Source organism: Streptomyces sp. NPDC005017 (genome assembly GCF_042873115.1).
Lineage (GTDB): Bacteria > Actinomycetota > Actinomycetes > Streptomycetales > Streptomycetaceae > Streptomyces.
In genome coordinates this window covers 191,561-205,575 of sequence record NZ_JBIALD010000008.1, presented here as the reverse complement: position 1 = coordinate 205,575, position 14,015 = coordinate 191,561, and the positions used below count along the sequence as shown (strand labels likewise).

The window sequence follows — 14,015 nt, the reverse complement described above, 5'->3', positions numbered from 1 at the left end:
TGTGATCGATCACAAAGGCGAATTTCCAGTCATCTACTCTCCGTGATCATGTGGACCGTCGGAAAGTCGGGAAAATCCGTGTTTTCCGGGGTCTTGATCACGGGAAGTACACGGGGAGGCGCCTTTGAAGTGCAGAGATAGGGCCGTGTACGGTCCCGATCGCCACCCAAACCCGATCACTCGTGAGGAGTCCGGTTGGGTGTCGATTGAGTAACAGACCTTGATGTGAGGCAAAATCTCCGCCTCAGGTCGGGCACAAGTCCGGCCTCTCACGCGTTACGTGCGCTGGAGACACCGCAGACACCCGGAGGGGGAGAGCGACATGGCAACCGACTACGACACCCCACGCAAGACCGACGACGACGTCGACTCGGACAGCTTGGAAGAGCTGAAGGCGAGGCGGAACGACAAGTCCGCGTCGTCCGTCGACGTCGACGAGTTCGAGGCCGCAGAAGGCCTGGAACTGCCCGGCGCAGACCTCTCCAACGAGGAGCTGGCTGTCCGGGTGCTTCCGAAGCAGCAGGACGAGTTCACCTGCATGAGCTGCTTCCTGGTCCACCACCGCAGTCAGCTGGCCCGCGAGAAGAACGGCCAGCCGATCTGCCGCGACTGCGACTGAGGACGGGTCGGGCGTGACTGGCTCGACCCCGCCTCGGAAGCGCCGCCTCTCCTTCGGGAGGACGGACCTTGGGCCGCACGACGGCCCGTACGGCGCGCGTGACGACGAGCGGGGCTCATCCATGACGGGACCGGTTCCTGGCGAACCGGCTCCCACGGGCACGGCTGCCCCGGAACCGCCTCCCACGGGAACGGTTCTTCCGGTGCAGTCCACCCCTGGATCGGCCTCGCTCGGACCGGCCGGAGACCCCGGCCGTGCGCCGGTTCCGGCGCCCAGCCCCGCGCCCGTCGCCCGTCGGCGGGCGGCGGTGATCCGCGACCGGGCCAAGGACCTGGCCAGGGAAGGCGCCCGCAGGAGCGGCGACCGGGCTCGGGCGGGCCTCGGATACGTCGCCGACCGGATCATCGACATCGCGCCCAGAATCCCCGTGCGCGACCTCGCGGCGCTGCGCCGGCAGTTCCCTGGCCTCGGGCCCGAGCAGATCGCCGACAAGCTCGTGGCGGGCGCGGCGAACGCCTCCGCTACGGTCGGCGCGGGAGTCGGCGCGGCGGCCATGCTGCCCGTGCCGCCCGCGATGCCGGCGGAGCTGGCCGCGGAGATCACCGGCGTCGCGGCGATCGAGCTCAAGCTCATCGCCGAACTCCACGAGGTTTACGGCGTACGGCCGCCCGGCACGCTCATGGAGCGCAGCACCGCGTATCTGCGCTCGTGGTCGGGCGAGCGCGGCATCGACGTCATGAAGCCGACGTCGATCAACTCCGCCGTCGGCGGCCACATGAAGCGCGAGCTGCGTCAGCAGATCATGAAGCGCATGGTGCGCGACCTGCCGAACCTGATGCCGTTCATGGTGGGCGCCGCCGTGGGAGCGGTCATGAACCGCCGTGACACCAAGAAGCTCGCCGCCCGCATCCGGACGGACCTGCGCAGACTTCAGGTGCCCTGGGACGCCCTGCCCGCCCTGCCGCCGCTGGAGCAGCCCCGGCAGCCGCTGGAGGTCGGTGACATCGCCAGGGAGCTCGGCGGCCGCTGAGCGGCCGCCTGGCCTCTCGGAAGGGGTTACGCGGCCGCCGTGCGCGCGGCCCGGATGGCCTCCGCGAGCCGCTCCGGCTCCCGCGTGGACAGGTACAGGTACGGCGTCGGGTCGGCCGGGTCGGTGACCTCGACCTTGAGCGCCCCGGGGATGTAGGAGCGCAGCAGCAGGAAGGCGCGGGTGTCTGCCTTGTACGTGCGCCAGGCGCGCGCCTCCTCGGCGTCCAGGATCTCCGCCTCGCCCAGCGCGGTCACCGGGATCCTCGCCTCGCCCGCGATCAGCGAGCCGTTCACGACGCGGATGCGCACCGAGCCGTAGGAACTGGCGACGACGGCCGAGGCCGCGGTGCCGCCGACCAGGCCGCCCAGCATCAGCAGGGTGCCGAACGGCAGCAGGATCAGCGCCAGCGAGACGCCGACCAGGAAGCACACCAGCCACCAGGAGCGGGGGGCCGTGAGGCGTTCTTCGTACGGGGTGGTGGAGAGCTGCATGGTGCCAAGCTTGGCACGGTGTCCTGATATCACCGACGCGCGGGTAAGGTCTGCGCCTGTGAGTGGTACTTCCGCAAGCCTTCAGCCGCCGGCCGACGCCGCGAAGCCGGTCCGGCACCCCGACGCCCCCGCTCCGGGGGAGCTCCTCGGCGCCCACTACGACCTGTGCTTCGGCTGCGGCGGCGGACAGCCGCACGGCCTGCATCTCCAGGCCCGGGCCGGGGACGGCGTCAGCATCACGGCCGAGTTCACCGTGCAGGCCGCCCACCAGGGCGCTCCGGGGCTCGCGCACGGCGGTGTCCTCGCCACGGCCCTGGACGAGACGCTGGGTTCCCTGAACTGGCTGCTGCGCACGATCGCGGTGACCGGGCGGCTGGAGACGGACTTCCGGCGGCCGGTGCCGGTGGGTACCACGCTGTATCTGGAGGCCGAGGTCACCGCGGTGGCCGGGCGGAAGATCTACTCCACGGCCACCGGCCGGATCGGCGGCCCCGACGGGCCGGTCGCGGTCCGTGCCGACGCCCTGTTCATCGAGGTGAAGGTCGACCACTTCATCGACAACGGCCGCCAGGAGGAGATCCAGGCGGCCATGAGCGACCCCGACCAGGTCCGGCGGGCCCGTGCCTTCGAGGTGAACCCGTGAGCCGTGCGCCGCTGGACGTGCTCATCAGGCGCGTCGATCCGGACGTACCGCTTCCGGCGTACGAGCACCCCGGTGACGCGGGGGCGGATCTGCGGACCACCCAGGCGTGCGAACTGGGGCCGGGGGAACGGGCCGTGCTGCCCACCGGGGTGGCCGTCGCGCTGCCGGACGGGTACGCGGCCTTCGTGCACCCGCGCTCGGGGCTGGCCGCCCGCTGCGGTGTAGCCCTGGTGAATGCCCCGGGGACGGTTGATGCCGGGTACCGTGGGGAGATCAAGGTGATCGTGGTGAATCTCGACCCGCGCGAGTCCGTGCGGTTCGAGCGCTTCGACCGGATTGCCCAACTGGTCGTCCAGCAGGTCGAGAGGGTCCGCTTCCAGCAGGTGGCGGAGCTTCCCGGCTCGGCGCGGGCCGAGGGGGGCTTCGGGTCCACCGGCGGCCATGGCGCCGTGGGCGGCGGGAGCGGCACAACCGCGACGAGGGGTCCGGCCGCCGACGGCGGCACGACGGGTGGGAATCGATACGCTTCGGTCGTATCCGACCGGGAAGGACAGTGACGTGTTCGGACGTCGCAAGAAGAGGGATGCCGCCGAGGGCGCGGCCGGCGAGGCCGAGCAGGTCGTCGACAGCGTCGACACTGAGGCGGACGGGAACGCGGGCGGCCGCGAGCGCGTGAGGCTCGAGCCGGAACCGCGCCCCGACGGGCCGTGGGACAGCACCGAGGTGCGCGAGCCCGGTGAGGGCCGTGTGGACCTGGGCGGGATCTTCGTCCCCGGCGTCGACGGCATGGAGCTCCGGGTCGAGGTCGCGGGCGACGCGATCGTCGCGGCCACGGTCGTGCTGCGTGACAGCGCGGTCCAGTTGCAGGCCTTCGCGGCGCCCAAGCGCGAGGGCATCTGGGGCGAGGTGCGCGAGGAGATCGCCACCGGCATCACCCAGCAGGGCGGAATCGTCGACGAGGTCGAGGGTCCCCTCGGCTGGGAGCTGCGCGCGCAGGTGCCGGTGCAGCTGCCCGACGGCACGGGCGGCTTCCAGGTCGTGCGGTTCGTGGGTGTGGACGGTCCGCGCTGGTTCCTGCGCGGTGTGATCTCCGGCCAGGGCGCGGTCCAGCCGCAGGCCGCCGGTCTCCTGGAGCAGATCTTCCGCGACACGGTCGTGGTCCGCGGCGAGGGCCCGATGGCGCCCCGCGACCCGATCGTCCTGAAGCTGCCGAACGACGCGCAGATGGTGCCCGAGGGCGTCACCCAGGAGGAGGGTTCGCGCTTCTCCGGTGGCATGGGCCAGCTCCAGCGGGGCCCGGAGATCACCGAGGTCCGCTGACCCGCGAGGTCCCGAAGGGCCGCACCCCCGACCAGGGGTGCGGCCCTTCGGCGTGTCCGGACCCCTTGACGGGTGATTGGTCTGGACCTGTGGTCACCGGGCGGCGCTCGATTCATGAGAGCGACCATCGTTCGCATACGAGATCAGAGCTGTCCTGCGTCGTACCCCCTCCCCGCCCTCGCCCTCCTGCTCGGCGGTGCCCTCGCGCAGCGGCCCGCGACGGCCGCCTCCGCCACCTTCGCCCACCCCGGAGTCACCGTCTCCCGGGGGCAGTTGGACTTCGCCCGCGACCGGGTGCCGGCCGGCGCCCAGTCCTGGAAGGGCGCCTGGGACCAGATGATGGCGAGCAAGCACGCCGACCCGAACCGCGCCCCGAAACCCCGCGCCGTGGTCGGATGCGGCTCGTACTCCGACCTCGACCACGGCTGCACGGACGAGCGCGAGGACGCCATCGCCGTCGTGGCGGCGGCGCTGCTGAACACCGTCGACCTCGGCCTCGCCAACGGCATGCTGCTGTTCCTCGCCATCGTCGTGGCGGCGGCCCTGCTCGGCGGACTGTTCCCGGCGCTGGCCTCGGCGGCCTTCGGCTCGCTGCTGCCGAACTACTTCTACACACCGCCGCTGCACCGCTTCACCATCGCCGACCCCAAGGACATCGTCGCCATCGCGATCTTCATCGGGATCGGGCTCTCGGTGGCCTCCGTGGTCGGCCTGGCGGGGGCAGGACCCATCAGGCTGCCCGGCTGCGGGGGCGCCGGCCGTCCGGTCGGCCGGAAGCGGCTCCTCCAGGAGGTGTGGGGGCCCTCGTACGGCACGGAGACGAACTGTCTGCGGGTGTACACGGCCCGGCTCCGCCGGAAGCCGGAGGCGGATCCGTCGCATCCGAAGCACTTCGTCACGGAGCCGGGGACGGCTACCGCTTCGAGAAGTGGGGGTGGGGCCGGCCCGGGCGAGGAAGGGCGAGTGAGCGATCTCCCGCCGGGCGGGGCTACTGGCCTGTCGGTGACCCCCGGTACCCTTCAGACATGAGTGCTGTTCCTCGATCCGACAAGCCGGTGGGCCGGTTCCGGCGCATGCTAGACCGGCTCTCCTCGTCGCAGGAGGACCTGGAGTCCGAGGAGCTGCGAGAGGACGCCGAGACAGCGGGCTGCACCCGCATCGGCGACTGTCACGACCGCGAGGTCGTCACCGTTACTGGTACCTTGCGCACGGTCACCCTGCGCCCGCGCGCGGGCGTGCCCGCCCTGGAGGCCGAGCTGTTCGACGGCTCCGCCGCCCTGGACGTGGTGTGGCTGGGCCGGCGTTCCATCACCGGGATCGAGCCGGGACGCAGACTGATCGCGTCCGGCCGGATCTCGATGAGCCGGGGCCGCCGGGTGCTTTTCAACCCGAAGTACGAACTGAGACCCCTCGGTAGGGAGTAGCCGGTGACGTCGCTCGACAAGCCGACCCAGGACACTCAAGCGGACGATGCCCGGGCGGTGACGGAAGCCGCGCTGTTCGAGGCGTTCGGCGGGGTCCGGGGCATGGTCGAGACGGTGGTGCCGGGCCTTCTCTTCGTCACCATCTACACCATCAACAAGGACCTCCACATGTCCGCGATCGCCGCGCTCGCGGTGTCGCTGGTCCTCGTGGTGGTCCGCCTCGCGATGAAGGACACCGTCAAGCACGCCTTCAGCGGTGTCTTCGGCGTGGCCTTCGGTGTCGTGTTCGCGATGATGACGGGCAACGCCAAGGACTTCTATCTGCCCGGCATGCTCTACACGCTGGGCCTGGCACTGGCCTACATCGTCACGACCCTGTGCGGGGTGCCGCTGATCGGCCTGATCCTCGGGCCGGTCTTCAAGGAGAACCTCTCCTGGCGTACCCGCAACCCCGGCCGCAAGAAGGCGTACGCCAAGGCCAGCTACGCCTGGGGCCTGATCCTGCTCGCCAAGTGCGCGATCCTCTTCCCGCTGTACTGGTGGGCCGACACCACCCAGCTAGGCTGGGTGCTGGTCGCGCTGAAGATCCCGCCGTTCCTGCTCGCCGTCTATCTGACCTGGGTCTTCCTGGCGAAGGCGCCGCCGCCGATCGACGTGTTCGCCGAGATGGAAGCGGCCGAGCAGGCGGAGAAGGAGCGCGAGGCCGCGGCCCGCGCGGGCGAGTAGACACCGCCCCCGACCCGTACGACGCGAAGGGCGCCCCGGCCGAACGGCCGGGGCGCCCTTCGCGTCCACCCGTCTTCCCGGGAGACGTCAGTCGGTGTCGTCGCGCCGCACCGACAGCAGGTCCTCCAGCTGCTCCTCGCGCGCCTGCGCGGCGACGAACAGCAGCTCGTCACCCGCCTCCAGGGAGTCGTCCTTGGACGGCGTCAGCACGCGGGTACCGCGGATGATGGTGACCAGGGACGTGTCCTCGGGCCACTCCACGGCGCCGACCTGGGTGCCGGCCAGCGCCGACTCCTCCGGCAGCGTCAGCTCCACGAGGTTGGCGTCGCCGTGGCTGAAGCGCAGCAGCCGGACCAGGTCGCCGACGCTCACCGCCTCCTCCACCAGGGCCGACATCAGCCGCGGGGTGGACACGGCCACGTCCACGCCCCAGGACTCGTTGAACAGCCACTCGTTCTTGGGGTTGTTGACGCGGGCGACGACGCGCGGGACGCCGTACTCCGTCTTGGCCAGCAGGGAGACGACCAGGTTGACCTTGTCGTCACCCGTCGCGGCGATCACGACGTTGCAGCGCTGCAGCGCGGCCTCGTCCAGGGACGTGATCTCGCAGGCGTCGGCGAGCAGCCACTCGGCCTGCGGGACGCGCTCGACCGAGATGGCGGTGGGCGCCTTGTCGATCAGCAGGACCTCGTGGCCGTTCTCCAGCAGCTCACCGGCGATCGACCGGCCGACCGCGCCGGCACCGGCAATGGCGACCCTCATCAGTGACCGCCCTCCTTCGGACCCTCGGCGAACGCCGCCTCGACCTTCTCCACCTCGTCGGCACGCATCATCACGTGGACCAGGTCCCCCTCCTGGAGCACCGTCTGCGACGTGGGCAGCATCGCCTCGCCGAGCCGGGTCAGGAACGCCACCCGCACACCCGTCTCCTCCTGGAGGCGGCTGATCTTGTGACCGACCCAGTCGTCCGACGCGTGCACCTCGGCGAGCTGGACGCCGCCCGTGGGGTCGCGCCACAGGGGCTCGGACCCGGAGGGCAGCAGCCGGCGCAGCATCTGGTCGGCCGTCCACCGCACGGTGGCCACCGTCGGGATGCCCAGACGCTGGTAGACCTCGGCGCGGCGGGGGTCGTAGATCCGGGCCGCGACGTTCTCGATGCCGAACATCTCGCGGGCGACACGCGCGGCGATGATGTTGGAGTTGTCACCGCTGGAGACGGCGGCGAACGCCCCGGCCTCCTCGATGCCCGCCTCGCGCAGGGTGTCCTGGTCGAAGCCGACGCCGGTGACCCGGCGGCCGCCGAAGGAGGAGCCGAGGCGACGGAAGGCGGTGGGGTCCTGGTCGATCACCGCGACCGTGTGCCCCTGTTGCTCCAGGGTCTGCGCGAGAGCGGAACCCACTCTGCCGCAGCCCATGATGACGATGTGCACGACCGTCCTTCCGGTGTCACGAGTTGTTGACTTGGCTTGAACAGGGTCTCAGACCGCCGCCCAAGCTACACACGCACGGTCCGCGGGCGGCACCCCCGTGCACGGGCGTGCCGGTCGGCGTGCCACCGACTCAGCGGCGGCTGATGCTGCGCACGCTCGCGAGGGTCAGGACGGCGAGGGCGACGAGCGTGGCGCTCGCCCCGATCAGTTCTGCGGCGGACGACATGAGGACTCCTGGGCCGGCTGCGGGGAGGGGCGGGTTTGTCATATAGGCATGGGGGCGCTCGCGACGGGGCCACGCCCTGCGGGACCGGAGGCCGATTTCACCCGTGAGGCAGAGGGGGCACGGCCCGCCCGCGACACGCCCCGGCACCCGCCGTGAACTGGCGCGCGGGTGTTACGGGTGGGCCGGTGGGCGGGCTGCTGTTCGAACCCTTACGATGTTCTGTTGTGTCCAAACTGACCGACGTGCCCAAGCGGATTCTGATCGGGCGCGCACTGCGCAGCGACCGGCTCGGAGAAACGCTCCTGCCGAAGCGCATCGCGCTTCCCGTGTTCGCCTCCGACCCGCTGTCCTCCGTGGCGTACGCCCCCGGGGAGGTGCTGCTGGTCCTGTCCATCGCGGGTGTGTCGGCCTACCACTTCAGCCCCTGGATCGCGGCCGCCGTCGTCGTGCTGATGTTCACGGTGGTGGCCTCCTACCGGCAGAACGTCCACGCGTACCCCAGCGGCGGCGGCGACTACGAGGTGGCGAACACCAACCTCGGGCCCAAGGCGGGCCTCACCGTGGCCAGCGCCCTGCTGGTCGACTACGTCCTCACCGTCGCCGTCTCCATCTCCTCAGGCATCGAGAACCTCGGCTCCGCCGTCCCGTTCGTCGTGGAGAACAAGGTGCTCTGCGCGATCGCCGTGATCGTGCTCCTGACGCTGATGAACCTGCGCGGGGTGAAGGAGTCCGGCGCGCTCTTCGCGATCCCGACGTACGTCTTCGTCGCGGGCGTCTTCATCATGATCGCCTGGGGCGCCTTCAAGGGCCTGGTCCTGGACGACACCCTGCGGGCACCGACCTCCGGCTACGAGATCAAGCCCGAGCACCAGGGCCTCGCCGGCTTCGCCCTCGTCTTCCTGCTGCTGCGCGCCTTCTCCTCCGGCTGTGCGGCTCTCACCGGCGTCGAGGCCATCTCCAACGGCGTCCCCGCCTTCCGCAAGCCCAAGTCCCGCAACGCCGCGACCACGCTGGCCATGATGGGCCTGCTGGCCACCACCATGTTCTGCGGGATCATCGCGCTCGCCATGGTGTCCGAGGTCCGGATGGCCGAGAACCCCGCCAAGGACCTCCTCGACAACGGCGTACCCGTCGGCCCGGACTACATCCAGCACCCGGTGATCTCCCAGGTCGCCGAGGCCGTGTTCGGCGCGGGCAGCTTCCTGTTCATCGTGCTGGCCGCCGCCACCGCCCTCGTGCTGTTCCTGGCCGCCAACACCGCCTACAACGGCTTCCCCGTGCTCGGCTCGATCCTCGCCCAGGACCGCTATCTGCCGCGCCAGCTGCACACCCGCGGCGACCGGCTGGCGTTCTCCAACGGCATCGTGCTCCTCGCCGGCGCGGCCGTGCTGCTGGTCTGGATCTACGGCGCCGACTCCACGCGCCTGATCCAGCTCTACATCGTGGGCGTGTTCGTCTCCTTCACGCTGAGCCAGATCGGCATGGTCCGGCACTGGAACCGCCACCTGGCCACCGAGCGTGACCCCGGCAAGCGCCGCCACATGGTCCGCTCCCGCGCGATCAACACCTTCGGCGCGTTCTTCACCGGCCTGGTCCTGGTCGTCGTCCTGGTCACCAAGTTCACCCACGGTGCCTGGGTCGCCCTGCTCGGCATGGTGATCTTCTACGTCACCATGTCCGCGATCCGCCGCCACTACGACCACGTCTCCCGGGAGCTCGCCGCCCCGGAGGGTCCCAGCGACGACAGCGTCCGCCCCTCCCGCGTGCACTCGGTGGTCCTGATCTCCAAGATCCACCGCCCCGCCCTGCGCGCCCTCGCCTACGCCAAACTGATGCGCTCCGACACCCTGGAGGCGCTCACCGTCAACGTGGACCCGGGCGAGACCAAGGCGCTGCGCGACGAGTGGGAACGGCGCGGCATCGAGATCCCCCTGAAGGTCCTCGACTCGCCCTACCGCGAGATCACCCGGCCGGTCATCGAGTACGTCAAGAGCCTGCGCCGCGAGTCGCCGCGGGACGCGGTGTCCGTGATCATCCCCGAGTACGTGGTCGGCCACTGGTACGAGCACCTGCTCCACAACCAGAGCGCCCTGCGCCTGAAGGGCCGGCTGCTCTTCACGCCCGGCATCATGGTCACCTCCGTCCCCTACCAGCTCGAGTCCTCCGAGGCCGCCAAGCAGCGCGCCCGCAAGCGGTCGGAGTGGAACGCGCCGGGTTCGGTGCGCAGGGGGCCCGCGCAGGAGCGGCCCAAGGAGTCGACCGGCAAGGAATGACGGATTCCGGGGCGGCCCGTACGCCGCCCCGGACGACGTAAACTGGTGGGCTGTTGTCCCGCGAGTGTCCCGCGAGCACGGGCGTCCGTCGTCCCTTGTCCGCGGGCCGTCCGCCGTCCCGCCGTACCCTTCCCCGATCTGGAGTCACCCGCCATGCAGGCAGAACCGAAGAAGTCGCTGGTGGGCGAGGAGTACGAGGTCGAGGTGGGACCCGTCGCGCACGGCGGGCACTGCATCGCCCGTACGTCCGAGGGGCAGGTGCTGTTCGTACGGCACACGCTGCCCGGCGAGCGGGTCGTCGCCCGGGTGACCGAGGGCGAGGAGGGCGACCGCTTCCTGCGCGCGGACGCCGTCGAGGTGCTGTCGGCGTCCAAGGACCGCGTCGAGGCGCCCTGCCCCTACGCCGGCCCCGGCCGCTGCGGCGGCTGCGACTGGCAGCACGCCAAGCCGGGCGCCCAGCGCCGCTTCAAGGGCGAGGTGATCGCCGAGCAGCTCCAGCGGCTCGCGGGCCTCACCCCCGAGCAGGTCGGCTGGGACGGCACGGTGATGCCCGCCGAGGGCGACAAGCTGCCCGCCGGGCAGGTACCGCAGTGGCGCACCCGTGTGCAGTACGCCGTCGACGCCGACGGCCACGCCGGCCTGCGCCGCCACCGCTCCCACGAGGTCGAGCGCGTCGACCACTGCATGATCGCCGCCGAGGGCGTCAGCGAGCTGGGTGTGGAGAAGCGCGACTGGACCGGCATGGAGTCGGTGGAGGCCATCGCGGCCACGGGCTCTCAGGACCGCCAGGTGATCCTCACGCCGCGGCCGGGCGGCCGGCTGCCCCTGGTCGAGCTGGACAAGCCGGTCTCCGTGATGCGGGTCGAGGAGAAGGACGGCGGTGTCCACCGTGTCCACGGCCGCCCGTTCGTCCGTGAGCGCGCCGACGGCCGCACCCACCGCGTCGGCAGCGGAGGTTTCTGGCAGGTCCACCCGAAGGCCGCCGACACGCTCGTCACGGCGGTCATGCAGGGCCTGCTGCCCCGCAAGGGCGACATGTGCCTCGACCTCTACTGCGGCGTCGGCCTGTTCGCCGGCGCCCTCGCCGACCGGATCGGCGAGAAGGGCGCGGTCCTCGGCATCGAGTCGGGCAAGCGCGCGGTGGAGGACGCCCGGCACAACCTGGCCGAGTTCCCGCGCGTCCGCGTCGAGCAGGGCAAGGTCGACGCGATCCTGCCCCGCACGGGTATCACCGACGTCGACCTCATCGTCCTCGACCCGCCCCGCGCGGGCGCCGGCCGCAAGACGGTCGCCCAGCTCGCCGCCCTCGGCGCCCGCCGCATCGCCTACGTGGCCTGCGACCCGGCGGCGCTCGCACGGGACATCGCGTACTTCGGGGAGGGCGGGTACCGGGTGCGGATGCTGCGGGCGTTCGATCTGTTTCCGATGACGCATCATGTGGAGTGTGTGGCGATCCTTGAGCCTGCCGGAAAGGGCTCCTGACCTGCAGGTTCGGGTGGTGTGCGTTATGTGCGCTGTGGGCGTTACGGGCGATACCTTGACGCATGTTTGACGCATGCGGCGTATGTTTGACGCACGTTTGACGCATGTTCTGACGAGTAATCAGGTGCGGGAAGGTCGCCGACCAACCCGGCTTTGAGCGGGTCGGTCGGCGGCTCTCTTCGCTGATCCCGAGGGTCAATAGTCACCCCGCCGTGCCTCGTATGCGCCGGTCGTGGATGTCGCCGATGTCGATCGCTTGCAGACCGTGCGGTGCTCCTCGTTGGACGGGTTGAGGCGCGTTCACGACCGGGGCGTGAGCCCCAGGAGGGTTCCCGCGTGGCTCCCTGGGTGGGGGGTACCGACGGCTTCCCAGAACAGAAGTGCGGCTCGCTCGTTCATCGGAAGGATGTGGAACTGACCGTTTACTGATGCAACTCGATCGTCACCTGTGCGGCGGTGTGATGTCGCCGGCATCCGGGATCTCAGACCTGTCAGGGGTGGTCGGCAAAGCGAGGCGAGGCTGCCTTGCTCTTCTGACGTGGGCCGTTGAGGGGCACGGCAGGTGAGGGAGCGAAGAATGGAGTGGGCGCTTAGGAGGGGCTGGGCCGGTTCACGAGAGGATGGCCTCTGACCTGGCCTCATCAGGTTGCCGCGATCAGAAGCCCGGCGACTTCGACGCGCATTCGACAGGCGTGGATGTGCACGAGAGTGGCACGGCCACCTTCTGATCCGTATCTACGGATCGGTCAGCCTAGGTCAGAGCGGCCACCATCTAGCCTCGGGCTTTCATGAAGAGGGCCGTCCGAGGGTTGATCAAATAAGCGGGGAGTGCCTCTGAGCTGGGACGATAGGGCTTGTCGAGGGTCCTGTTCGTCGCCGAGAGAGAAGCGCTCCCAAGCGGGTCGTACCCGCCTGTCCGAGTCGAGGGCAACGGCCGTGCGGTGGTCTCGCAGGCCGGTGCCGTGCTGTTGGTGGAGACGGTCCGCAAGACCGGCCTGGATCAGGCGATGGCGCCGTGGTGCAAGCCGCGGGCGGTGTACGACCCAGGCAAGATCCTGCTGGACCTTGCGCTCGCGACCGCCCTGGGCGGGGACTGTTTGGCCGATGTCGCGATGCTGCGGGCCGAACCGGCCCTCTCCGGGCCGGTGGCCTCCGACCCGACCGTCTCCCGCCTGGTCGACACGCTCGCCGCAGCGGGCCCTCGGGCACTGGCCGCCATCCGAACCGCGCGGGCCGAAGTCCGCGACCGCATCTGGCGGTTGGCCGGGTCCGATGCTCCGCACGCCGACGGGCATGTGATCGTGGACATCGACGGCGTACTGGTGCTGGCCCACTCCGACAAGGAGGACGCCACACGGACCTGGAAGAAGACCTATGGGCATCATCCGCTCATGGCCTTCGTCGACCACGCAGGCGGCGGCACCGGAGAGCCGGTCGCGGGGCTGCTGCGGCCGGGCAGGGCGGGCAGTAACACCGCCGCCGACCACATCGAGACGACCCGCCTGGCGCTGGCCCAGCTGCCGAGGAAGTTCCGGCGCGGTCGGCACACCCTGATCCGCACCGATTCCGCCGGCAAGTACCCACAAGTTCCTCGACTGGCTCACCGCGCGCGGCCGGTGGCTGTCGTACTCGGTCGGCATGACCATCACCGAGCAGATCCATCAGGCGGTGCTGAAGATCCCCGCCTCGGCGTGGACCCCGGCCGTCGAACCCGCGCGGCCACATCCGTGACGGTGCCTGGGTCGCCGAACTCGCCGGAGACGTACTGGACGGCTGGCCCAAGGGCATGCGGCTGATCATCCGCAAGGAACGCCCGCATCCCGGCGCCCAGTTGCGGTTCACCGATGCCGACGGCATGCGCCTGACGGCGTTCGCCACCAACACCAAGGACGCCGCGATCGCGGCGCTGGAACTGCGCCACCGCCAGCGGGCCCGCGCCGAGGACCGCATCCGCACCGCCCGCTCAACCGGCCTTACCAACCTGCCTCTCCACGACACCGCGCAGAACCAGCTCTGGCTGGAGATCGTCCAGATCGCCCTCGACCTGCTGGCCTGGCTGCCGATGCTGGCTCTGACCGGCCCCGCCCGGCTATGGGAACCCAAGCGCCTGAGGCTGCGGCTGTTCTCCGCCGCCGCCCGAGTCGTCACCACCGGCCGGCGTCGCATCCTCCGCCTCGCGAACCACTGGCCCTGGACCGACGTGATCACCGAAGCCGTGCGACGGCTCGCGGCCCTGCCGAACCCTGGCTGACCAGCAGCTTCCCGTCCCTACGAGCAGCGCCACCCCGACCGGTGCCGTGGAACCTGGCGCCCACCCGTCGCGACAGCCGGGACCTCACCATGCCCGCGAA

Annotated in this window: 13 protein-coding genes and 3 pseudogenes; 13 read left to right on the top strand and 3 right to left on the bottom strand. The window is 70.6% G+C overall.

Annotated features, from left to right (window positions below):
- Positions 1–322 precede the first annotated feature (322 nt).
- Both ACFYR0_RS15080 and ACFYR0_RS15075 read left to right on the top strand, forming a co-directional pair.
- Positions 323–619: a DUF4193 domain-containing protein gene (locus tag ACFYR0_RS15080; protein WP_043504706.1), complete on the top strand. Its 297-nt coding sequence runs from the start codon at positions 323–325 to the stop codon at positions 617–619.
- A gap of 13 nt (positions 620–632) precedes the next feature.
- Complete coding sequence (locus ACFYR0_RS15075) at positions 633–1,649, top strand: hypothetical protein (protein WP_389326810.1); 1,017 nt, start codon at positions 633–635, stop codon at positions 1,647–1,649.
- Positions 1,650–1,675: 26 nt separating this feature from the next.
- Here ACFYR0_RS15075 and ACFYR0_RS15070 read toward each other — a convergent pair whose 3' ends face one another.
- Positions 1,676–2,140 carry a DUF3093 domain-containing protein gene (locus tag ACFYR0_RS15070; RefSeq protein ID WP_389326808.1) on the bottom strand — a complete coding sequence of 155 codons (465 nt, stop codon included), beginning with the start codon at positions 2,138–2,140 and terminating at the stop codon, positions 1,676–1,678.
- 58 nt (positions 2,141–2,198) lie between these two features.
- On the opposite strand from ACFYR0_RS15070, the gene ACFYR0_RS15065 reads away from it, so the two are divergent.
- The 8 genes and pseudogenes from ACFYR0_RS15065 (at position 2,199) to ACFYR0_RS15030 (ending at position 6,253) form a co-directional block, all read left to right on the top strand.
- Positions 2,199–2,783 carry a PaaI family thioesterase gene (locus tag ACFYR0_RS15065; RefSeq protein ID WP_389326806.1) on the top strand — a complete coding sequence of 195 codons (585 nt, stop codon included), beginning with the start codon at positions 2,199–2,201 and terminating at the stop codon, positions 2,781–2,783.
- Positions 2,780–3,340, top strand: a complete 561-nt coding sequence (gene dut, locus ACFYR0_RS15060; RefSeq protein WP_389326803.1) for a dUTP diphosphatase — start codon at positions 2,780–2,782, stop codon at positions 3,338–3,340. The genes ACFYR0_RS15065 and dut overlap by 4 nt, the downstream gene beginning before the upstream one ends.
- Before the next feature lies 1 nt (position 3,341).
- Positions 3,342–4,103: a DUF3710 domain-containing protein gene (locus ACFYR0_RS15055; protein ID WP_389326800.1), complete on the top strand. Its 762-nt coding sequence runs from the start codon at positions 3,342–3,344 to the stop codon at positions 4,101–4,103.
- Positions 4,104–4,217: 114 nt separating this feature from the next.
- A pseudogene (locus tag ACFYR0_RS15050) lies at positions 4,218–4,577 on the top strand (hypothetical protein); the annotation flags it as partial.
- Positions 4,563–4,852 (top strand): annotated as a pseudogene (locus ACFYR0_RS15045) (DUF4118 domain-containing protein); the annotation flags it as partial. The pseudogenes ACFYR0_RS15050 and ACFYR0_RS15045, both read left to right, overlap by 15 nt.
- Positions 4,833–5,132: a helix-turn-helix domain-containing protein gene (locus ACFYR0_RS15040; RefSeq protein WP_389327096.1), complete on the top strand. Its 300-nt coding sequence runs from the start codon at positions 4,833–4,835 to the stop codon at positions 5,130–5,132. The pseudogene ACFYR0_RS15045 and the gene ACFYR0_RS15040, both read left to right, overlap by 20 nt.
- Positions 5,129–5,527 (top strand): OB-fold nucleic acid binding domain-containing protein, encoded by a 399-nt coding sequence (locus ACFYR0_RS15035; RefSeq protein WP_386387321.1) that lies wholly within the window; start codon positions 5,129–5,131, stop codon positions 5,525–5,527. The genes ACFYR0_RS15040 and ACFYR0_RS15035 overlap by 4 nt, the downstream gene beginning before the upstream one ends.
- Before the next feature lie 3 nt (positions 5,528–5,530).
- Positions 5,531–6,253 carry a DUF3159 domain-containing protein gene (locus ACFYR0_RS15030; RefSeq protein WP_389326797.1) on the top strand — a complete coding sequence of 241 codons (723 nt, stop codon included), beginning with the start codon at positions 5,531–5,533 and terminating at the stop codon, positions 6,251–6,253.
- A gap of 87 nt (positions 6,254–6,340) precedes the next feature.
- Here the strand turns inward: ACFYR0_RS15030 and ACFYR0_RS15025 are convergent, their stop codons facing one another.
- Together ACFYR0_RS15025 and ACFYR0_RS15020 are read right to left on the bottom strand one after the other, a co-directional pair.
- The gene (locus tag ACFYR0_RS15025) at positions 6,341–7,015 is read right to left on the bottom strand and encodes a TrkA family potassium uptake protein (RefSeq protein ID WP_356690299.1); all 675 of its coding nucleotides are present in this window, start codon (positions 7,013–7,015) and stop codon (positions 6,341–6,343) included.
- The gene (locus ACFYR0_RS15020; protein WP_386387527.1) at positions 7,015–7,683 is read right to left on the bottom strand and encodes a potassium channel family protein; all 669 of its coding nucleotides are present in this window, start codon (positions 7,681–7,683) and stop codon (positions 7,015–7,017) included. The genes ACFYR0_RS15025 and ACFYR0_RS15020 overlap by 1 nt, the downstream gene beginning before the upstream one ends.
- A 450-nt stretch (positions 7,684–8,133) precedes the next feature.
- On the opposite strand from ACFYR0_RS15020, the gene ACFYR0_RS15015 reads away from it, so the two are divergent.
- The 3 genes and pseudogenes from ACFYR0_RS15015 (at position 8,134) to ACFYR0_RS15005 (ending at position 13,915) form a co-directional block, all read left to right on the top strand.
- Positions 8,134–10,182, top strand: coding sequence for an APC family permease (locus tag ACFYR0_RS15015; protein ID WP_389326794.1), 2,049 nt, complete (start codon positions 8,134–8,136; stop codon positions 10,180–10,182).
- A gap of 153 nt (positions 10,183–10,335) precedes the next feature.
- Positions 10,336–11,664, top strand: coding sequence for a class I SAM-dependent RNA methyltransferase (locus ACFYR0_RS15010; RefSeq protein WP_389326791.1), 1,329 nt, complete (start codon positions 10,336–10,338; stop codon positions 11,662–11,664).
- An 866-nt stretch (positions 11,665–12,530) separates the two neighbouring features.
- A pseudogene (locus tag ACFYR0_RS15005) lies at positions 12,531–13,915 on the top strand (IS1380 family transposase).
- The last annotated feature ends 100 nt before the right edge of the window (positions 13,916–14,015 follow it).